Below are 20,226 nucleotides of genomic sequence, written 5' to 3'. Positions count from 1 at the left end.
GGAACGACACCACCGTTCCTACACCACCGCGGTCGAATCCCGGCGTCGTACCAGGGGCGACCCTCGTCACCGGCTTTCCACCACGTCCGCCACCACACAGCTCACGTTGTCCGGGCCGCCCGCCGTGTTCGCCTCGGCGACCAGGGTGCGGACCGTCTCGTCGGGGCCCGTGCCCGAGGCGAGCAGTTCGCGGATGCGGGGTTCGGGGACGACGCTCGACAGGCCGTCGGAGCACAGGAGGTAGCGGTCGCCGGGGGTGGCGTCGTGCAGGCGGAGGTCCGGGGTGCCGGTGCCGAGGGCCTTGAGGAGGAGGCTGCGCTGCGGATGGGCCGTGGCCTCCTCCTCGGTCAGCCGGCCCTCGTCGATCATCGACTGGACCACCGTGTGGTCGTGGGTGATGCGGAACAGCTCCCCGTCGCGCAGCAGGTAGGCGCGGGAGTCGCCGATGTGCACCAGGGCCAGGCGCGAGCCCGTCCACACTAGGGCGGTCAGGGTCGTGCCGTTGTCGTCGCTGCCGTCCGTGGCGTCGCGGAGGGCCTCCGTCGCGCCCTGTACCGCCTCCTCCAGGAGGTTCAGGACGTTGCCCGCGGGCAGCTCCTCGGTGTCCAGGAAGCGGAGGGCCGCCACTGCGGCGCTGCTGGCCGGTGCGCCCGCCGGGCCGAAGCCGTCGGCCACCGCCAGCAGCCGGGTGCCCGCGTACGCCGTGTCCTGGTTGGCGGGGCGGATCCGGCCGCGGTCCGAGTGGGCGAAGTAACGCAGTTCCAGCACGGTGTCGTCCTTCCTCGGGTCTTCCGACAGGTGATCCACGAGGAACGCGGCGAGATCCCGCCGTACCGCCGTCTCCGCCTCGACCCGCGCCCAGTACGCCCGGATCTCCCGCGCGGCGGCCGCCGGTTCGAGGGCGCACACCTCGCGGATACGGGCGAGCGGCATCCCGATCCGCCGCAGCCACGCCACCAGCCGTGCCCGCTCCAGCTGCCCGACCGCGTAGTAGCGGTAGCCGGTGTCCGGGTCGACCCGGGCGGGGCGCAGCAGGTCCAGCTCGTCGTACAGGCGCAGTGCCTTGGGCGACAGCCGGGACGCCTTGGCGAAGGCGCCGATCGTCAGCAGGTTCGTGTGCACTTCGGAGTCCTCCCCGTGTTTCCGCCACCGATGCTGGGGCTTCCCCGAAGGGGAAGGTCAATCGGGTTGCAGCGGTTGCGTGCCGTCTGGTTAACCTGCGGTGGTCCGCACCCGCAGCAGAACGGAGCCCCGGCCGTGCCTCGCGTCGCACTCGCCACCTATGACCCCGGTACGGCGCCGAGCAGGGACCGTGACCTTCCGGTGCTGGTGCGAGCGCTGCGGGACGCCGGGGCCGACGCCGTCGCACTGGCCTGGGACGACGACGGCACCGACTGGGGCGGGTTCGATCTCGTCGTCATCCGGTCGACCTGGGACTACAGCTGGCGGGCGGAGGAGTTCGTGGCCTGGGCGCAGAAGTGCGCCGCCGTCACTCGGCTCGCCAACCCGGCGGAAGTCGTGCGGTGGAACACCGACAAGCGGTACCTCGGGGACCTGGCGGCGGCCGGGGTGCCCGTCGTACCGACCCGCTATCTCGCGCCCGGTGACGCCTCCGACCTGCCCGGCGATCACGAGTACGTCGTCAAGCCGGCCTCGGGCGCCGGCGCGCGGTACGCCGCCCGCTACACGGCGGAGGACCACGACACGGCCGTACGGCATCTCGCGCGGATGCACCGCGAGGGGCTGACCGCGATGGTGCAGCCGTATCTGGCCGGCATCGACGTCAGCGGGGAGCGGGCGCTGCAGTTCTTCGGCGGGCGGTTCCTGCACGCCAGCCGCAAGGGGGCGGTGCTGGCGCCCGGGACGGCGTACGACGACGACAAGGTGGCCCACCCCGATCTGCGGCCGTGGACCCCGACCCCGGCCGAACTCGCCGTCGCCGAGCGGGCGTTGGCCGCCGTGCCGGACGCGCCGGAGCTGCTGTACGCGCGCGTGGACCTCGTGGACGGGGAGGACGGCGAGCCGTGGGTGATGGAGCTGGAGCTCGTCGAGCCGAATCTGTTCCTCGGTCTGCACCCCGGCTCGCTCGCGGTGGTCAGGGACGCGATTCTCGCGGCCGCGGGGCAGTAGTCGCGGTCGCGTCCGGGTGCAGGGTGCGCAGGCCCGCCAGGACGATCGCGAGGGCGTAGCCGAAGTCGTCGTCGGGGGTGGCGGCGGCCGCGTGGCGCTCGCGCAGGGAGCGGGCCAGGAGCGGGAACGGGAACGCCGGGTCGGCGATCATCGCCTGCTCGGTGCCCGCGTCGGCGCGCGACTGCTCCTCGACCACCCGGCCGACCGTGAAGTGCAGCACCGCCCCGGCCGCGCGCGAGGCGTCGGCCAGCGCGAAGCCCGACTCGTACAGGACCTCGGTGACGCGCTCGGCGTGCAGGCCCAGCGCGACGGCCCGGCGCAGGTCGGCGCCGGAGGCCACCGCGGCGCCGTCGCGGTGCGCGAGCAGGGCGCGGCGCAGGGCTTCGAGGGTGTCCCCCAGCCATTCCCACCAGGCCTGGCCGGGGCGCGGGCGGCCCAGGCGCGCGGCCGCGGGCGCGAGCATCGCGTCCGTCATGTGGTCCAACAGGGCGCGCTTGTTGGCGAAGTGCCAGTACAACGCGGGGGCCTGGACGCCGAGTTCACCGGCCAGCCGGCGCACGGTGAGCTTCTCCAGCCCGTCGGCGTCCAGCAGCCGCAGGGCGGTGCGTGCCGCGTGGTCCTTGTCGATGGCCACCGGGCCCCTTCCCGTCGTGCCCTGTCCTGAATGCGTCGCTCCGCGCTTGACACCTTAACAAGTTAAGGGAAGCGTTGAGGGTGCACTTAACTTGTTAAGGAGGGGTGGCCATGACCGACGAACCCGATGTGATCGTGGTCGGAGCAGGCCCCGTGGGACTGCTGCTCGCGGCCGAACTGCGCCTCGCCGGCGCCGTACCGCTGGTCCTCGAACGGCTCGCCGTCCGCTCACCGCAGCGCAAGGCACGCGGCGTGGGACCGCTCGCCGCCGAGGCCCTCGCCCGGCGCGGTCTGGGCGAGCGGCTGACCGCCGACCTCGCGGAGCGCTCCGCCGAGAAGGCCCGCGACCACGGCAGCGCGAAGGGCCACTTCTCCGCGATCCACAAGATCGACCCCGCCCTCCAGGACGAGCCCGACCGGCAGGGCGTGTGGATCTGGCAGCCGGAGCTGGAGGAGCTGCTCGCCGAGTTCGCGACCGGTCTCGGCGTCGAGGTGCGCCGTGAGCACACGGTGGTCGGCGTCGCGCAGGACGCGGGCGCCGTGACGCTGACGGTGGCCACCCCGCACGGCGAACGCCGGCTGCGGGCCGCGTACGTGGTCGGCTGCGACGGCGGCCGCAGCACCGTGCGGCGGCTCACCGGCTTCGACTTCCCGGGGACGCCGCCGATGATGACCGCGCGCCGCGCCGAGGCCGAGATCCTCGAGGGCGCCGACCGGCTGCCGCCGCCGGGCCGGCAGCACGGCGGCATCCTGCACCACGGCCACGGCATGCTCGCCACCTTCGACTTCGGCGACACCCCCGAGGACCGTGAAGCCCCGCTCACCGCCGAGGAGTTGGAGAACAGCGTCCGCCGCGTCACGGGCGTCGACGTGAGGGTCGCGCTCACCGGCGAGACCCTCCGCTTCACCGACCACGCCCGCCAGGCCACCACCTACCGCCGCGGCCGTGTCCTGCTCGCCGGGGACGCCGCCCATGTGCACTCCCCGATGGGCGGCCAGGGCCTCAACCTCGGCCTGATGGACGCGGTCAACCTCGGCTGGAAACTGGCCGCCGAGATCCGCGGCCACGCCCCGCCCGGCCTCCTCGACAGCTACACCGCCGAGCGCCACCCGGTCGGCGCCCGCGTCCTGCACAACACCCGCGCCCAGTCCGCGCTGCTGGCCCCCGGCCCGCACACCGACGCCCTGCGCGACGTCTTCGCCGACCTGATGGACATCCCCGAGGTCAACCGCCACCTGGGCCGGATGCTGTCCGGCCTCGCCGACGCCTACGACTTCCCGTACCCGAGCACCCACCCACTGACCGGCCGGCACTGCCCCGACCTGGCCTTCAAGGCCGGGGCGCGCGCCGACCGCCTGAGCCGGTACACCGTGTACGGGCGCTCCGTCCTCCTCGCCCCGGACGTGCGGGCCGCCGAGCCCTGGCGGGCGCGGGTCGACCTGGTCGAGGTCGAGAGCATCGCCCACGACGGCCTCGGCGCCGTACTCGTGCGACCGGACGGGGCGGTCGCGTGGGCGAGCGGCGGGCAGCCGGATGCGGAGGGGCTGGAGAGCGCTCTGCGGACCTGGTTCAGTCGTTGACCGCCGTGCGCTGCAGCAGGCCCCAGGTGAACTCGGCGACCACCTCGCGCCGTACGCCGTCCGCGTCCGGGGCCGTGAACGCCAGGCCCCAGCGGGTCGGGGCGGTGCCCTCCAGGGGGCGGGCGGGGGCGAAGGCGCGGGCCACCTCATCGACCGTGCAGGACCAGGGGGTGAGGTCGTCGAGGGTGTTCAGGGCCGGGCCCTCGGCGCCAGGGGCGCGGATCAGCCACTCGTTCCAGACGGCGCCGTTCGGGGCGAGCAGCACCTCGAAGCGCAGGTCGGGCCAGAGGGGGACGGGCCACAGGAGGGCCTCGCAGTCCAGGTCGCCGATCCGGCGGGAGATCTTCGAGTCGGGCTCGCCGAGGATCGAGCGGTAGCGGGAGGCGGCGGCGCGGGAGCGCGGGGAGTGCAGCATCGCCTGCCAGCGCTTGTTGGCCTCTCTCATGTCGGCGATGGACACGCCCAGGTCATGGCGGGCGTCCTCCACCAGGTCCGGGTTGTGGTCGGCCATGCGGCGCAGCAGCACCAGCTGGAAGTCGAGCGGGGTGAAGGGGCTAGCGGGGCGTTTTCCGGAGGGCATGGGCTCCATGGTCGCCCACGGCACCGACACCGGGGCGGCGGCCGGCGGGGAGGAACAGCACCGAGTTGACGTAGCGCGGATGGCGGCGGAAGGGCAGGACCCGGCCCAGCAGGCCCTGGCTGACGACGTGCGCGGCGCTCGCCTGGTGCTCCTCCAGGGGGAACCTCGCCAGCGGCACCCAGGTGGTGCCGGGCAGCACCCAGCCGTCGTAGCGCAGCAGCGACAGGTAGGTGACGACCGGGGCGATCGGCTGGATGCGCGACTCCAGCTCGACGAAGAGGGCGGGGCGGTCGCGGGCCAGGATGCCGGTCGCGCCGCGCAGGACCGCCAGTTCGTTGCCGTCCACGTCGATCTTGATGAAGTCGACGTTCCGCAGGCCGAGTTCGTCGAGGGTGACGCAGGGGACGTCGAGGGCGTGGGCGTGGATGTCGCGGCGGATCAGGGAGGACACGCCGCGGTCGCCGGCGTCGTCCGGCGGCAGCCACAGGCGGGCGATGCCCGGCTGGTCGGAGGCGGCGGCCTGGACGACGCGGACGTTGCCCGGGGTGTCGGCGGCCAGCAGCCGGGCCAGGTGCGGGACCGGTTCGACGGTCACCACCTGGCGGGCCCGCCCGGCCAGCCGCCGCGTCCAGGGGCCGTACCAGCCGCCGACGTCCACGGCGGTGTGGCAGCCGTGCGGGCACAGGTCGGACAGCCGGGCCAGCTCGGGCTCGAACCGCGGGTAGACCGCCCGGGCGGTGGCGGCGACCAGGCGGGTGGGCAGGAGCGGGGCCAGCCGGGCGGCCAGGGTGGGGCGCGTGGTCACTGGGCCATCCCGGGGGTCTGGGGGTTTCCCCCAGTAAGACGCAGCAGAAGCTCTTCGTGCTCGTCGTCCGACACCTGCTCCCCGGAGGAGGGCAGCAGCTGCGGGATGCCGTCGACGATCGGGTAACGGCGGTGCAGGCGCGGGTTGTACAGTGCCTCGTCCGCCGCGGGACCGTCCGGCACGAGGAGGTGCAGCGGGCCCTTGTCGAGTGGGCACGCCAGGATCCGCAGCAGCGGGTCGTCGGGGTTCATGGGGGTGTCAACTCCTTGGCACCGATGGGGGGTTGGGGTGCAGGTTTGTCGTGCTTGGGCATGGTCAGCAGCACGGAGACGGCGAGGGCGGTGCCCGCGAGGCGCAGGGCGAGCCGCAGGGGGTCGTGCGGCAGTGCCTCGCCGAACGAGAGGGTGCCGAGTACGGCCGTGTACAGACAGGTCACCGTCGTGCACACCGGCACGATCAGCGAGGCCCGGCAGCGCTGCAGCGCGGCCTGCGACATGACCAGCCCGAACGCGCCGGTGAACAGCAGGAGATAGGGATACGGCGACTCGAGTACGTCGACCACCGCACGGCTCAGGCCACTTGTGGTCAGGTAGCTCGACACGCCCTTGATCGCGAGTGAGCTGACGCCGTAGAGCAGGCCCACGGCCACGCCGTACTCCACGCCCGTGGTGGGTGCGCGGTGCCGGTGGCGGGTGCGGCGCTCGGCGGAGCCGTAGAGCCAGACGCCGGCCGCCAGCGAGGGCACGCACACCAGCAGGATCAACGGGTAGGGGGCGCTGTGGCTGACCGTGTCGGCGCTTGAACCGCTCTCCTTGAGCGACAGCACGACCATGAGCAGCGCGGCGAGGATCGCTCCGAGCGCGTACCGCTCCCGGCCGGTGGTCTCCTCGCCCAGCAGTCGGGCCGACAGCAGCACGAGCAGCACCAGGCCGGAGACGAAGATGCCCTGGGCGGCGGCGATCGGCAGGGTGCGGTAGACGACGAGCTGTGCGCCGAACCCGGAGGCCAGGGCGAGGGAGCCGCCGATCCACAGCGGGCTGCCCAGCACCAGCCGCAGCAGCCGGGCGGGTTGCCGGATCGACACCTCCGGGAGGGCGGTGAGCGCCCGTTTCTCCAGGACGAAACCGAGGCTGTACAGGGTGTTCGCCAACAGGGCCGCGGCCACTCCCCACCACATGGCTGAGCCCCCTCTACGTCTTTCGTGCGTGCAGGAGAAGGATCGAGGCGAGGGAGGCTCTGGAGCAGGCCAGCCGGTCGAGGGGGCGCAGCGGGCGCGGTACGCCGTGGAAGGGGGCCCCGGCGAGCCGTACGACCTCGAAGCCGGACGCGGCGACGAACTCCCGTAGCGCACGGGCGGTGTAGAGCCGCAGATGCCCGACGACCTCCGTGCCCGGCCGGCCGTGGATCGCGCGCAGGCTGACCTCGGAGAACACGGGCTGCACGCCGGCCAGCAGCAGAGCGCGATTGTACCAGGCGGCCAGGTTCGGCGTGGAGAGCATGAGGTGGCCTCCCGGGCGCAGGACGCGGCGGATCTCGTCGAGGGCCGCGTCCGGGTCGACGAGATGCTCGACGACCTCGCTGAACAGCACGGCGTCGGCGGAGTCGGACCTGAACGGCAGCCCGCCGCCGGTGAGTTCGCCGCGGACCGTGTACGACAGGTGCGTACGGGCGCGTTTGAGGGCGTCCTGGGACCAGTCGACGCCGACGAGGCGGTGGCCGGGGAGCAGCGGGGCGGCGGTGGCGGCCGCGGTGCCGTCGCCGCAGCCGATGTCGAGGACGGTCTGGGGCCGGGAGGTGCCGAGGGCGGCGGCCAGCATGCGGGCCTGGCGCAGGCTGCGCGGGGTGCCGGAGGCGACGGGGACGGACGGGTCCTCGTAGAAGTCGCGCAGCTCCTTGGGGCGGGGGTGGGGTGCGGTGGTGGTCATGGGGTCACCTCCGTCGTGTGGAGGTAGTGCTCGAACAGGTCCCGCAGATGGGCGCCGTCGCCGTGGCTGAGCAGGGCGCGGGACCAGCGCAGGGCGAGGTGGAGTCGGCCCGCGGTGGAGGCCGTGGTGACGGTCAGGCCGCGGGGCATCCGGGCGGGCGCCGAGAACCAGACCGCGTGCGCGCGGCCGGCCTCCTCGCCGAAGTCCAGCGGGTAGGGGATGCGGCCGATGTTGCTCAGGAGTGTGGTCGACGTCCAGGGCGCGGCCGCTCTGCGCAGGCCACGGGTGAGGGCGGCCCGCCAGGCCACGGGGGTGACCGGCGCGGTCAGGAGCGCGGCTCCGTGGCCGAGTTGGGGGCGGGGGAGGGATTTCAGGGCCCGGGTGCGGGTGGCCGTACGGCGGAGCAGGGCGGGCATCGTGGCCGGGTCGTGGGTGTCCAACTCCTCGGGGGAGAAGGGGACTTCGACCAGGCGGGTGCCGTTGCCGATGGGCATGGTGGCGTCCCGGGGGCGGTCGTCGACGGGCATGGTGATGCGCAGGGGGCGGGGGTGGGCGCCGTGCTCTCTGTTCCAGTGGGCGATGGTCAGCGCCGTGGTGACCATGAGCTGGTCGTTCACGGTGTAGGGGGAGCCCTTGGGGCGGTGCGGGAGGGGGAGTTCGGTGACGAGCATGCCGTTGCCGGGGGAGGGTTCGGGGGTGCCGGGGGCGACTCTGGCGGGCGGGGACCAGTTGGAGGGGGTTTCCTCCGCGGCTTGGGGGGTGTCGGGGGTGCGGGTGGGGGGTGCGGCGGGGGAGTTGTCGGTGCCGCCGTAGATTTCGGCGGCGGTGGCGAGCACGCGGAGGCAGGCGGGGCCGTCCAGGGCGGTGTGGTTGATGGTGAGGAACAGGACGGTTCCCTTGGTGTGCGGGGCGGGAGCCGCCCCGGCGGCACGGCTGCCCGCCGCAAGGCCGACACAGTCGGTCGCCTCGCTGCCCTCGGCCGGCCCCGCCCCCTCCACCACCTCCAGCCGTATCGGCGGAGACAGGCTCAGCGGTGGCGCAGTCGTCAGCGCCCGCGTCCGCGCATCCCGCAGTGCGTCCGGCCCCGGCGGCGGGAAGCTCACCACCTCCATGTCCGGTTCCGCCGTCAGCTCCCACTCGTAGCGGCGCCGGTACCAGTGGCCGGCGGCCTCGCGCATCAGGATGCGGGGATGGCGGCGCAGCGCCTGTGTGAACGCCGAGCGCAGCCGCTTCCGGTCGAGCCGTCCCGGGAGGTGGACCTCGATGTGGACGGTCTCCGGCTCCTCCTCCTGGAGGCAGTGCCGGGACACCTCGTCCACCACCGGGAACGGGATGCGGGCGGGCGGTCGTGCCGGGCCGTCTTCGGCGCGTGCGGGGTGATCGAGCGCGGTCATACGAGTCAGTCCCTCCCGCTGTCGTCGTCCGGCCGCTGTGTCTCCTCGGGCGGGGAAGTGGGCCGGAACCTGGGTTTGCGCAGGGGGATCCGCGCGGTCGGCGCATCCGGTTCGGGTCCGCCGGGCCCGCGTGCCGAGACGGTCGGCCCGGCGTCGGGGCGGTGCCGCTGCGGCAGTGGCGCCGTCGGTGCCTCGGAGTCGGGCGCGGGCGGCGCGGTCACCGGCGGCAGCACCGCCGTGTGTCCCGGCTCCTCGTCCAGCTCGCGCACGCTCACCACTGCCGCGAACAGCCCGATCAGCGCCAGCAGTTGGGCCGCGTGCCCGAACGCCCCCGCGCCCGCGCCCACCGGCTCCCCGGCCCCCGTGGCCGCCGCGATCCCCGCCCCCGCGAGGGCGACGAACGCGATCGGCACGAGCAGCGCATGCCGTCGCGACGCCAGGAGTGCCAGCGCGGGCACCAGCAGCGCGAACCACCCGGCGATCACGATGCCGACCGCCGTCAGCACCACCGTGCCGAGCCACAGCCCGGGCAGCGGCGGGAGCGGCTGCGGCGGGTCGGGGTTCGGGGCGCGACGGCGCCACACGACCAGGCCGATCAGCACCGCAAGGCCCGCAGCGCCGCCGATCAGCCCGCCCTCATAGGTGGTTGCGGGCTCGTAGGACAGCTTGATCGTGCCGCCGGACCCGGCCGGGATGCGCCAGCCCTGCTGCCAGCCGTCGAGGCGGACCGGCGTCAGCTCCTTGCCGCCGAGGGTGGCCTTCCAGCCGTCGTTGTAGTTCTCGTACGTGGTCAGGTACATGGCCACACCGGAGCCGACGCTCACCTCGCGGCGGTCGCCGAGCCAGTCCCGGACGGTCAGCTGCCGGGCCGCCGCGGTGGGCTCCGCGACGGTGCCGCGGGTGAGTGTCACGTCCGTCAGGGTGAGCGGTCCGGCGTCCCCCGCCTCGACCCGGTGCGAACCCGCCGTCAGCTCCAACTCGGTGTCGTTGCGCCCCCGTTGGCAGAGGGTCACGTCCACCGCCCGGCGTTCGGTGAGGTCTCGTACCGTCCCCTTCACGCTGGTCTGGTACAGCTCGCCGTCCACCGCCACGTCCGGGCCCTGCCCGCACGGCAGCGAGAACGTCCGGCTCTCCTTCGGCTGGGGCGTGCGGTACTGGTCGAGCGCCGGGATGTAGGCCTCGGACAGCCCCACGGGGAGTTGCAGGTCCTCGTCGGCGACCGGGTTGTGCAGGGTCAGCGGGGCCGTCTTGGTGATCGTGATGTCCAGGCGGTCCGTGGTGATCGGGTCGAAGCGGACCACACCGTTCTCGTCGACACCGGCGATGGTCGCGCCGTCCGGGGAGCTGATGTCGACCTGCGTGGCGCGGGTCGACAGGCCGCCCGCGGGGGCCAGCACCACTTCCCCGATGGGCTGTTTGCCGTTCCAGCGCAGATGGATCGTGGGGCGGTCGCCCGCGATCCACGCCGTCGTCAGATCGCCGTCGGTGAGATTGCGCGCGGACAGGCCCGCGCCGAGGCCGGCTGTCGAGTCGGCGGTGGCGACGATGCGGTTCTGCTGGTCGGGGGCGACCTCGTAGAGCAGCTTGTCGGCCTCCTCGCCCGGCACCGGCACCGCGCTCGCCTTGATCTCGTACGTCCCCGCCGTGGCCGTGGAGAAGCGCCGGTGCAGTCCGGCCTCCGTGCCCGTCGCGGAGAGGCCGGTGGGGTCGGGGGTGCGGTGCAGGGAGATCATCGAGGCGGCGGCGTCGGAGGTGTCGGCGTCCGTCGGGAGCCGCAGGAGCCGGGTCACCTGGATGTGCGGGAGGTCGACCTCGGAGAAGCCGGCACCCGTCAGACCCGAGTGGCGCGCCACCGAGTCGACGATGGTCAGTTTCATCCAACTCGTCTCGCCCGCGGGCGCCTTGATGCTCTGCGTCTGCCCGTTGGGACGCAGGAAGCTGGTCCGCGACCCCTTCTCCGTCTCCACCCGCACCTTGGTCGCCGCCGACCGCACGCTCTCCTGCGGCAGCGGTGTCACCTTGAACGACGACGGCATGTCGTACGAGTCGTTGAAGCCGATCCGCAGCCACTGCCCGTCCGCCGACTCCGGCGCACCCTCCGCCCATGCGGTGTCGGGGTTGCCGTCGAAGGCGTTCACCGGGTCGTACTGGGGGAGGTGGAACAGCCAGTTGCCGCTGGAGGAGGCCGTCACCGAGTGGGCGCCGCGCAGCTGGGCCACCGTCTGGTGGTCGAGGCCCTTGGTCGGCAGGATCTGGTGCGGCTCCTTGCCCGCGTCCTGCACGGCGTCGGGTGCGTTCCGTTCCGAACTCGTATAGGTGTAGGAGGTGTTGGCGCTCACCAGCCCGAACCGGGTGTCCGCGCGGCGCAGTCCGTCGCCGACGATCTGCAGCGGCGGCGAGCCGAGCCCGGGATGGTTGTCGCCGGTCAGGACGGTCGCCCGGCCGCGCAGCTCGGAGGCGAGCGGGAGCAGGGCCTCGGGGCCGCCGGAGACGACGGCGGTGTCCGCGACCGGGTACAGATGGGCCTGGCCCGGGCGGGTCACGTCCTTGTCGGAGGGCTCGTAGATCTCCACCGCCCGCTGCCGTGGATACAACCCCTCCACCTGCAGCGGAGCGTCGTGTGCGATCGTGCCGCCGGTCATGACCGGCCCGAGGCCCGTCACCCGCTCGTACCCGGACTGCTCCAGCGTCCGCTTCACGGTCGAGGTGGGCACCGAGCCGATCTGGTCGGGGTCCAGGTCGTTGCGTACGACGACGTAGTAGATGCCCGCGCGGCTCAAGTAGTCGGCGAGACCGGGGACTTCGCTGCCGGAGGTCAGGGCGTTCTCCACGGCGTCCATCGCGCGCCGGTTGCCGGGGGTGCCGAAGGGGACGTAATCCCGTTGGGCCCAGCGGGACTTGGCGAGGACGTCGAGGGGCTGGTCGATGGGGGCGCCCCAGGTGTAGAGGCCGTGCGCGGTCGCCGGGACGACGAGGGCACGTGAGTCGGGGGAGTACTTCTCCAGCCAACTGGCGGTGGTCTTCCAGTACCTGGGCAGTTCCTGGAAGGAGCCCGGGTTGAGGATCGAGCCGTTCAGGTACGGCCACATCAGGCCCGGGAGGATGAGGATCGCGGCGATCAGCGGGGCGAACCGGCGGCCGCGCACCTGGCGGGCCCCGCGCGGCTCGGCGGCGACACCGACCAGATGGGCCAGCCCCAGCACCAGTGCCAGAGCGAGCCCCGTCTGGAACTTGTAGATGTTGCGGAAGGGGACGAGCCAGCCGTTCAGCCAGTCCTGCACGACCCCGTGGAAGGGTGCGCCGAACGCGCCGCCGTACCCGGCGAGCAGCACCAGCACGCACGACACCACGGTCAGCACCAGCCAGCGCCGCTCGGGCATGTCACGTCTGGCCAGGCCCGCGAGGCCCAGCCCGGCGGCGAGCGCCGAGCAGACGATCACGACCACCGAGGCGGCGACCGTCCACCCGGCCGGCAGCCAGGCCTGGCCGAAGTGCAGATAGGCGACCCAGTTCCCGGCCCCGCGCAGCGCCTCCGTCGCCGACATGGTGGCCGTCGTGGTCTGCGAAGTCTCCACGTACGGCAGGAAGTTCTCGCCGTAGACACCGAGCATGACCAGCGGGATCCACCACCAGGCGGTCGCCACGATCACCCCAGGCACCCACCAGGCGATCAGCTTGCGCTGCCGCGGCCCGGGCGGACGGGACAGCAGATACAGCCCGACCGGGAGCAGCGAGGCGAGCGTGGAGGCGCCGTTGACACCGCCCATGAACGGCACGATCAGCGCCGAGCGCAGGGCTGCGACCCGGGCGGTGCAGCGCTCGTCGGTCAGCGGCAGCAGCACCCAGGGCAGAAAGGCACCGGGCAGCGCGGCCGCCGACGTGGAGCCGACGACGATGGTGAAGACCGGCCACAGCGCGTACGCGACCCCCGCGAGCAGCCGCGATCCGCCGCTGCCGATCCGCAGCCGCTCGGCCAGCCGCAGCGCACCCCAGAAGGCGACGGACACGATCAGCGACATCCACAGCCGCTCGGCCAGCCACACCGGCAGGTGCAGAACATGGGCCAGCCAGTAGAACGGCAGCATCGGCCACAGATAGCCGGCGTACTGGTCCTGGATCCCGCCGAAGGATCCCTGGTCGTGCCACAACTGCCCGAGATCCGAGAAGAACGCACCCGGGTCGACGGTCACACCCAGTTTGGTGTCGAAGGTCTGCCGCCCCGGGTGCACCACCAGGAACAGCAGGAACACCACGGCCCAGAACCCCACCAGCCAGCGCCGCGACCGCGGGCCCTCCGGCGGACCCGAGGTGCCTGCGGTGGTGGGGACGGCAGCCGGAGGAGGGGCCTGGACCGTGGTCGTCATGGGGGACACCGCCGGAGGATGAGGAGAAGGTTCCAGGTGGCGACCTCACGTATCCCCGGCGCTTTCACGACGGTCTCCGCGAGGAACGGCCAGTAGCGGGAGCGCGCCGAGACGACCGTGACGTCGTCGCGGGCGCGCACCTGCCGCAGAGTGGCGCCGATGTGCACGGCGAAGAGGTTCTCGCCGAGGGTGTGCTTGGCCGCTCGTCCGGTACGGCGCCGGTAGCGGGCGCGGGCCCGCTCGGCACCGAAGTAGTGCCACGGCGCCCACTCGTGGCCGCCCCACGGGGACAGCCAGTTGGTGAACGACACATAGATCAGCCCGCCGGGCCGGGTCACCCGGGCGAGCTCGCTCAGAAACGTCTGCGGGTCGGCCACGTGCTCGAGCACGTTGGAGGAGAAGGTCACGTCCGCGGCCCCGTCGCACAGGGGCAGCAGATAGCCGTCCGCGATCACGGCCCCGTCGGGCGGCTTCTCGCCGAGCTCGCTGATGTCGGGCTCGAAGAGATAGGCCTGAGCGCCGCGCCGCCGGAACTCCTCGGTGAAGTACCCGCCACCGCCGCCGACGTCCACGACCGTACGGCCGGCGACGGGCCCGTCGTAGGCCTCGACCTGGTCGGCGGCGTCGCGGGCGAGCAGTTGGTAGCAGGACTCGGGGTCGTCCTGCTCGTGCCGGAAGGCACGGAAGAGGGCGAGGGAGCGGCGTATCGAAGGGTCCTTGAGGCCGGTCACGGTGACCAGCTCCTCACCGCCTCGGCGGCCACCGCACGGAACTGTCTGACCGTACGGTGCCAGCGGTAGCGGGCGGCGCGGTCGCGGGCCGCCTTGCCCATCAGCTCGCGGCGGTGTCCCGACAGGGCGAGCGTGCACCAGGCCGCAGCGAACGAGGACTCCCCGTGCGCGAGCACCCCGGTCTCCCCGTCCACGACGGAGTCGCGCAGTCCGGGCACGTCGAACGCAATGGTCGGCGTCTCACGGGTGGCGGCCTCGGTGACGACCAGCCCCCACCCCTCCACGGCGGACGGATGCAGCAGCAGCCACGCCGCACACAGCAGCCGGTGCTTCTCCGCCTCGGACACGTGGCCCGCGAACTCCACGCCGGGACCGGCGAGTTGCTCCAGCCGCTCGCGTTCCGGCCCGTCGCCGACGATCACGAGCCGGCCGCCGGTGACCGGCCGCACCCGCTCCCAGAGTCTCAGCAGCAGATCGATCCGCTTGTACTCGACGAGTCTGCCCACCGCCACGAACAGCGGCTCGGCCGACCGGTCGGCCCGCGGGCCGGGCTCCTCGACCCCGTTGTGCACGACTCTGATCCGGTCCCGCTCGACCCCGATCGCCCGCAGGGCATGGGCCGTCGAGGGCGAGACGGCGACCAGCAGACTCCGGTGCTGGGCACCGGTCAGCGCCCACTGCTCGAGTCTTCGCCCGATCCGCGCGGCCGGCGTCAGGGGCCCGCCGAACCGCATCTTCCACAGGTCGGAGTGGACGTGGTTGACCAGGCACAGGGTGGGGCCGTGGTGCCACAGGGGCGCGAGGTACGGCATGCCGTTGCAGACCTCGACCAGCAGATCGGTCTCGCCGACCTGCCGGGCGAAGGCCGAGCGGGCACGCAGGTAGTGGGCGAACTCGCCGCCCGCCGACACGACGCGGTAGTCCCGGAAGGCCGCGGGTCCGCCGCACAGCAGCGTCACCTGGTGGCCGAGTCCGGTCAGGCCGTCGGCGAGCCGGTCGACCAGCAGCTCGGAGCCGCCGGCGGCCGGATTGCCGAGATCCCGATGGGCAAGGAAAACGATTCGGCGCGGTTGTGGGGGGAGCGCCGGAGGGTGTTGCTGCGACGCCAGGGGGAACGCGGCGGCGCGCAGCGAGGACGGCACGTGCTGGGGCATGGGTGCTCCAACTCGTCTCAGGGTGCGGAACTCAGTGGTGGCTTTCTGGACTTGCTGTGGGGGGACTGAGCTCTTCATGGGCGGGGGGTGTGGAAGGGTTGTGCTCGGGTGGGGATGGACAGTTTTCGCCCACCCGTTCGCCACGGCTACTCACGAAGGTGACAAATTCCCGGCTTATTAGAACTGACGTCATGTCACATCGTGAGCTGACTCTGGGATTCTTCGGACGAATCGGGGCGTTTACGTCCTCGTGCCACCAGAACCCCGCCAACCACCGCCAGTGCAAATCCGGCCACAGCGGCGCCGATCGGCAACGTCTGCCCCACCATGCGCAGTTGGCCACTCTCCTTCTTGGCCAGTTTCACCTGGGACTTCTGCGTCTCAGTGGTGAACCCCAGTTTCCGGCTGTCCAGCAGGACCACCGCGTCCTTCTTCGTGCCGGGGGCGCGCAGGGTGCGGCGCGGGCCGACCTGGGCGTAGAGCACCCGGCCGGTGCGCTGGTCGACGACCAGCTCGATGCCGTGGTTGGAGTACCACTCCTCGGCCAGGACCTGCGGTTTGTTCTTCTGTCCGACGATCGTGCCGGGCACCAGCCGCGTCCCGATCTTCACCGGTGAGACGGTCCCGGTGAACCGGTACCCCTGGTATCCCTGAATCTTCCTGGTGCCCGAGTAGTGCAAAGTGACGGTCGAGCCAAGGGAGTTGTCCCACCACTGGTACGAGCGTCGCTGCACGTCGAAGGGGAATTTCAGGTAGGCGTCGCCCTCGAAGTAGGGGTTCTCCTTGCAGCAGTGCACGGGCTGGTTGGTGTGCCGGTTGGTGACCCACCGGTTCAGGAAGAACTCCAGCGCATCGTGCGGATCGGCGGCCGGCAGCGACTTGTCCGTGTCCACCGTCGTCGTCACGTCCCACACCGCCCGCCCGCTCTTCTCGCTGTCCGCGACGTTGCCGCGCACCTGCTGGGTGACCGTGATCCGCTTGTCGTGCACGGTCTCGATCTCGTCGGTGTCGAAGTAACTGCCGGTGCCGCGGTAGACGGCTGTGGTGTCGATGTCGATCGGGTTCACGGCGGCCCGCGGCTCGACGTACCAGGCCAGCATCGGCGCCAGGACCAGCAGAAACGTGCCGAGTCCCAGCAGAATCAGAGAGAGGGGCGAGGCTGTACGGCGCATCCGGGCACTCCAGGGGCGTCAGGTGACGGAGTTCGGGCCGCTCTGGTCCTGTCTTTCGGGTCAGGCCGGCTGCGAGGAGCAGCACTTTTCGGCCGACCCGAGCGGGGTCTGGTGCGTGCAGCTGCAAGGCGGAGGAGGGCGTCGACGCGGAGCGTCGGCAACCGACGACAACGCCGCAGATGCGCGTGCCAGACCCCGCTACGCCGGACTGATCCGAAAGACAGGGCCTTTGTGGCCGGAGACCGTAGGCTGCTCTTGACGGGGTGTCAATGCTTGTCGAGACTGGGCCGACAGGCAGGGGTGGGGCACCGGGGTGGGGAAGACCTCCGGACAGAGAGGCTGACCCTGCGATGTCCAGACTGCTCGCCGCCGCGCTCACCGTCGTGGCCGCCGCGGCCCTCGCCGTCGGCGCTGCCTTCGGCATCGTCGCGCTGCTCGACGCGACGCCCGACCAGCCCAACACCCCCTTGATCACGTACGAGCAAGCCGGGCAAGGGAGTTGACCGTGACGCCCGCCCGCTCGCCGGCCGTCACCACCCGCTCGGCCTGGCACGACGTCCCCCGTCTCCAGGTCCGGCGCTTCGCCGCCCTGGCCATGGCCGAGGCGCCCGCGCTCGCCGAGGAGATCCTGAGCGAGATCCGCCGCGAGTACCCGCACCTGCCCGTCGTCCTCGACGAGTCGGGCGAGCCCATGGCCCTGGTCGGCATCCGCCGCGCCATCGAGGTCTTCGTCCAGCACCTGGAGCAGTCCGAGGGCCGCCCCTCGGTCCCACCGGGCGTCTTCCAGGAGTTCGGCCGCGGCGAGGGCCTGCACGGCCGCTCCCTCGACTCGCTGCAGGCGATCTACCGCATGGGCGTACGCCTGGCCTGGCGCCGCTTCGCCGAGATCGGCCAGCGCGTCGAGATCCCGCCACCGGCGATGTACGAACTCGTCGACGCGGGCTACGAGTACCTCGACGGCCTGGTCGACCAGTCCGTACGCGGCTACGCGGAGGCGGCGGCCCGCCAGGCCGGGGAGCGGCTGCGGCTCCAGCGCCGCCTGATGGAGCTGCTGCTCGCCGAGTACCACCGCGGCGACCCGGCCGACGCGCTCACCGAACGCGCCGCCCGCGTCGGCTGGCCGCTGCCGCACAAGGTCGCGGTGGGCGTGCTGCTGCGCCCGGCGCGGGAGGCGGTGGCACCCGCGGTGGGGCAGGGGGTGCTGCTCGACATGGAGTACGAGCAGCCCCGCATGGTCGTGCCCGAACCGGACGCCGCCGGGCGCCCCGAACTGCTGCACCGGGCGCTGACCGGCTGGTCCGGCGCGATCGGACCGCCCGTCCCGCTGGCCGACGCGGCGAAGTCGCTGCGCTGGGCCGAGGCGGCCGTACGCCTGATGGAACGGGGGCTGCTGCCCGCCGGGGACGTCCTGTACTGCACGCAGCACACCGAGGCGCTGGTCCTCCTGCAGCCCGAGGAACTGATCGACGACCTCGCCCTGCGCTGCCTCGCACCGCTCGCCCACTGCGGGCCGACGCACGGGCGCCGGCTTGCCGAAACGTTACTGGCGTGGCTGGAGACACGGGGCGGGGCGCCGGAGGTCGCCGCACGGCTCGGGGTTCATCCGCAGACGGTGCGCTACCGCCTGCGGCAGATCCGGGAGCTGTGGGGCGACGAGATCGACGACCCCGACCGCCGCTTCGAGCTGGAACTGGTGCTCAGGGCACAGAGGCTGAGGGGGGTGCTGGGGGAGACGGGGCGTCAGAGGCCGTAGCGGCTCTTCATGTGCCGCCAGAAGTCACGGAGCATCCACTTGTCGAACTCGGTGATCTGCGTGGCGCTGCCGGCGTTCATCAAGAAGCAGCACTGGCCGGTCGGGGTCCAGTCGTAGAAGTCGTCGAGGCCGAAGGTGTGCCCGACCTCATGCAGATAGATATGGATGTCCTCCTGGCTCAGCGCGCCGGTGAAGTACTCCTGCCCGACCCGCTGCCCCCAGTCCCCGCCGGCACCGCCCTGGAACCCCTTGGTCAGCCACAGTGACTGGTCGTAGTGACGGGCCGCGCCGCCCGGGCACTTGGAGTAGTTCCCGTCCTGGTGGAAGAAGCGCCCGCAGTCGGGGGCGCACTGCGGAGAGCCTCCGCTGTCCAGGTTCCCGGCGTAGACGTCGACGGAGTTGTCGCTCCACTGCAGGGTGGACCGGTTCTTGACCGCCCAGCCGACGATGTTGACGGGCACGGTGGTGTACGGCCAGGCGTTGGTGCCGGTGCCGTTGTCGAGCATGGCGGCCGTCCACTTGCCGAACTGCTTCTTCAGCGCGGTGTGGATCTGGTCGCGGAGGGCGGCGCTGACGGGGGCGTCGGAGTCCCAGCGGACGCAGTAGTTGACGCTTCCCTTGGTGGCCATGATCTGGTCCCAGCCGTAGTTGCGGAAGCCGTAGAGGTCGGGGTAGGTCGACTCGACGTGATGCCAGACCTCGTTCAGCGGCTGCACCAGACTGGCGGGCGGATTCCAGTTGTCGGCGGCCCGGGCGGGCGCCGCGGTCGTCCCGGCGGTGCCGATGAGGGAGACGAGGGCGGCGAGCAGGGTGACGAGACGCGCGATGCGGGTGCGCAAGGTGAACTCCCTTCGTGGGGGCGGGATTTCACCTGGAGGTTGCCGCCGGGGCGCAGGAGGTTGCCGCTCCGCGTCACTTTCCGCGCAGCGCACGCCACGCTTCGTAATGGTCCAGGACTGTCTCCTCGATCGGGCGGTAGGTGATCCCCAAGTCCCGGACGCTGCGGCCGTTGTCGACGCGGAACCTGATGCCGAGGTGCTTGCGGATGTAGTCCTGGGTGAGCCCGAAGGCGGGGCCGAGAACACGAACGGGCCAGTGGGGCAGCCGAGTTCGGGGAATCCGCAGATCCCTCGGATACCGGGTCCGGATGATGCGCGCCATGTCGTGGAAGGACGACATCGTCTCGGCGGCGAGGATGTAGCGCCCGTGCGCGTCGGCCTTCTCGGCCGCGGCGATGTGCGCGTCGGCCACGTCTCTCACGTCGACCGTGGTGAAGCTGAAGTCGGGGGCGCCGTAGAAGAAGTACCCCTTGAAGAGCTCCTCGAGAAGGAACAGGCTGCCGGACTCGGAGGCGGGCGTGAGCGAGGGCCCGAGCACGAGCCCCGGATTGACGGAAACCATGTGCCAGCGGTCCTGGGAGCGTTCGGCCTCCCAAGCGGCCTGCTCCGCGACGGTCTTGGCGTAGTGGTACGGATTGTTCTCGACGGTGCTGGTGGTGTTGAAGTAGTCCTCGCTCAACACCTGCCCCTCCATCGCCAGCACATCGACGTAGTCCCCGAAGACCGCACCCACGGTGGAGGTGAACACGAGCCTCCGTACCGTCGGCGTCCGCTCCACACTCCCGACGACATTCCGTGTCCCTACGAGCGCGGGCTCGACCATGTCCCGCTGCCCGTCCTTGATCTTCTCCGGCATGAAGAAGGGCGAGGCGACATGAAAGACGACCTCGCACCCCTTCATGGCCTCGTCGAAGGCCCCGTCGACGAGCAGATCGGCCTCGAACAGCTCCAGCTGACCGGGGAAGCGGTCCTGCAGCTCCGTCAGGGGCTTCACCTTCACGGCGTTGGACGTGCTCCGCACAGTGGCCCGCACGCGATACCCACGCTCCAACAGCCGCAGCACCAGATGACTCCCGACGAATCCACTGCCGCCGGTCACCAGCACGGGTTCCCCGACCGCGGCCCTGTCCATGCTGCCTCCTCGCGCTTCGATCCACTCCTGTAC

18 protein-coding genes are annotated in these 20,226 nt (G+C 72.0%); 4 read left to right on the top strand and 14 right to left on the bottom strand.

From position 1 onward, the window contains the following. Window positions 1-66 precede the first annotated feature (66 nt). The gene (locus ABZ880_RS16415) at window positions 67-1,122 is read right to left on the bottom strand and encodes a MerR family transcriptional regulator (RefSeq protein WP_361262427.1); all 1,056 of its coding nucleotides are present in this window, start codon (window positions 1,120-1,122) and stop codon (window positions 67-69) included. A gap of 135 nt (window positions 1,123-1,257) precedes the next feature. Here ABZ880_RS16415 and ABZ880_RS16410 point away from each other — a divergent pair, with 135 nt between their 5' ends. Then, a complete protein-coding gene (locus tag ABZ880_RS16410) occupies window positions 1,258-2,130 on the top strand; it encodes a hypothetical protein (protein WP_361262424.1) in 873 nt (290 codons plus the stop codon). On the opposite strand, the gene ABZ880_RS16405 is transcribed toward ABZ880_RS16410, so the two are convergent. Then, window positions 2,096-2,764, bottom strand: a complete 669-nt coding sequence (locus ABZ880_RS16405; RefSeq protein ID WP_361262422.1) for a TetR/AcrR family transcriptional regulator C-terminal domain-containing protein — start codon at window positions 2,762-2,764, stop codon at window positions 2,096-2,098. The two genes, ABZ880_RS16410 and ABZ880_RS16405, sit on opposite strands and share 35 nt — an antisense overlap. Window positions 2,765-2,874: 110 nt before the next feature. Here ABZ880_RS16405 and ABZ880_RS16400 point away from each other — a divergent pair, with 110 nt between their 5' ends. Then, entirely contained in the window at window positions 2,875-4,344 is a 1,470-nt protein-coding gene (locus ABZ880_RS16400; RefSeq protein ID WP_361262419.1) for an FAD-dependent monooxygenase, read from the top strand. Here ABZ880_RS16400 and ABZ880_RS16395 read toward each other — a convergent pair. The 10 genes from ABZ880_RS16395 to ABZ880_RS16350 all read right to left on the bottom strand — a co-directional run bounded on the left by ABZ880_RS16395 (window position 4,334) and on the right by ABZ880_RS16350 (window position 16,469). Then, window positions 4,334-4,933 carry a hypothetical protein gene (locus tag ABZ880_RS16395; RefSeq protein WP_361262416.1) on the bottom strand — a complete coding sequence of 200 codons (600 nt, stop codon included), beginning with the start codon at window positions 4,931-4,933 and terminating at the stop codon, window positions 4,334-4,336. The genes ABZ880_RS16400 and ABZ880_RS16395 overlap by 11 nt on opposite strands. Beyond that, window positions 4,899-5,729 carry an FkbM family methyltransferase gene (locus ABZ880_RS16390; protein WP_361262414.1) on the bottom strand — a complete coding sequence of 277 codons (831 nt, stop codon included), beginning with the start codon at window positions 5,727-5,729 and terminating at the stop codon, window positions 4,899-4,901. The genes ABZ880_RS16395 and ABZ880_RS16390 overlap by 35 nt, the downstream gene beginning before the upstream one ends. Then, window positions 5,726-5,980, bottom strand: a complete 255-nt coding sequence (locus ABZ880_RS16385) for a Trm112 family protein (protein ID WP_361262411.1) — start codon at window positions 5,978-5,980, stop codon at window positions 5,726-5,728. The genes ABZ880_RS16390 and ABZ880_RS16385 overlap by 4 nt, the downstream gene beginning before the upstream one ends. After that, window positions 5,977-6,894, bottom strand: a complete 918-nt coding sequence (locus tag ABZ880_RS16380) for a hypothetical protein (RefSeq protein WP_361262730.1) — start codon at window positions 6,892-6,894, stop codon at window positions 5,977-5,979. The genes ABZ880_RS16385 and ABZ880_RS16380 overlap by 4 nt, the downstream gene beginning before the upstream one ends. 25 nt (window positions 6,895-6,919) lie before the next feature. After that, the gene (locus tag ABZ880_RS16375) at window positions 6,920-7,654 is read right to left on the bottom strand and encodes a class I SAM-dependent methyltransferase (RefSeq protein WP_361262409.1); all 735 of its coding nucleotides are present in this window, start codon (window positions 7,652-7,654) and stop codon (window positions 6,920-6,922) included. Beyond that, on the bottom strand, window positions 7,651-9,048 hold the full coding sequence (locus ABZ880_RS16370) for a condensation protein (protein WP_361262406.1): 1,398 nt from the start codon (window positions 9,046-9,048) through the stop codon (window positions 7,651-7,653). The genes ABZ880_RS16375 and ABZ880_RS16370 overlap by 4 nt, the downstream gene beginning before the upstream one ends. A 5-nt stretch (window positions 9,049-9,053) precedes the next feature. After that, the gene (locus ABZ880_RS16365) at window positions 9,054-13,412 is read right to left on the bottom strand and encodes an alpha-(1->3)-arabinofuranosyltransferase family protein (RefSeq protein WP_361262403.1); all 4,359 of its coding nucleotides are present in this window, start codon (window positions 13,410-13,412) and stop codon (window positions 9,054-9,056) included. After that, window positions 13,409-14,143, bottom strand: coding sequence for a class I SAM-dependent methyltransferase (locus tag ABZ880_RS16360; RefSeq protein ID WP_361262400.1), 735 nt, complete (start codon window positions 14,141-14,143; stop codon window positions 13,409-13,411). The genes ABZ880_RS16365 and ABZ880_RS16360 overlap by 4 nt, the downstream gene beginning before the upstream one ends. After that, the gene (locus ABZ880_RS16355) at window positions 14,140-15,297 is read right to left on the bottom strand and encodes a glycosyltransferase family 4 protein (protein ID WP_361262398.1); all 1,158 of its coding nucleotides are present in this window, start codon (window positions 15,295-15,297) and stop codon (window positions 14,140-14,142) included. The genes ABZ880_RS16360 and ABZ880_RS16355 overlap by 4 nt, the downstream gene beginning before the upstream one ends. A gap of 194 nt (window positions 15,298-15,491) precedes the next feature. Beyond that, window positions 15,492-16,469: a DUF3068 domain-containing protein gene (locus ABZ880_RS16350; RefSeq protein ID WP_361262395.1), complete on the bottom strand. Its 978-nt coding sequence runs from the start codon at window positions 16,467-16,469 to the stop codon at window positions 15,492-15,494. A gap of 350 nt (window positions 16,470-16,819) precedes the next feature. On the opposite strand from ABZ880_RS16350, the gene ABZ880_RS16345 reads away from it, so the two are divergent. Together ABZ880_RS16345 and ABZ880_RS16340 are read left to right on the top strand one after the other, a co-directional pair. Further along, entirely contained in the window at window positions 16,820-16,972 is a 153-nt protein-coding gene (locus ABZ880_RS16345; RefSeq protein WP_361262392.1) for a hypothetical protein, read from the top strand. A 2-nt stretch (window positions 16,973-16,974) separates the two neighbouring features. Further along, window positions 16,975-18,222 carry a helix-turn-helix domain-containing protein gene (locus tag ABZ880_RS16340; protein WP_361262389.1) on the top strand — a complete coding sequence of 416 codons (1,248 nt, stop codon included), beginning with the start codon at window positions 16,975-16,977 and terminating at the stop codon, window positions 18,220-18,222. Here ABZ880_RS16340 and ABZ880_RS16335 read toward each other — a convergent pair. Together ABZ880_RS16335 and ABZ880_RS16330 are read right to left on the bottom strand one after the other, a co-directional pair. Continuing rightward, window positions 18,210-19,061 carry a hypothetical protein gene (locus ABZ880_RS16335; RefSeq protein WP_361262386.1) on the bottom strand — a complete coding sequence of 284 codons (852 nt, stop codon included), beginning with the start codon at window positions 19,059-19,061 and terminating at the stop codon, window positions 18,210-18,212. The genes ABZ880_RS16340 and ABZ880_RS16335 overlap by 13 nt on opposite strands. A gap of 73 nt (window positions 19,062-19,134) precedes the next feature. Continuing rightward, a complete protein-coding gene (locus ABZ880_RS16330; protein WP_361262384.1) occupies window positions 19,135-20,193 on the bottom strand; it encodes an NAD-dependent epimerase/dehydratase family protein in 1,059 nt (352 codons plus the stop codon). Window positions 20,194-20,226: the final 33 nt, after the last annotated feature.

The organism is Streptomyces sp. NPDC047043, from assembly GCF_040644055.1.
Lineage (GTDB): Bacteria > Actinomycetota > Actinomycetes > Streptomycetales > Streptomycetaceae > Streptomyces.
Note: the sequence above shows the minus strand (reverse complement) of the source record. Positions and strands in the feature narration are given on the sequence as shown.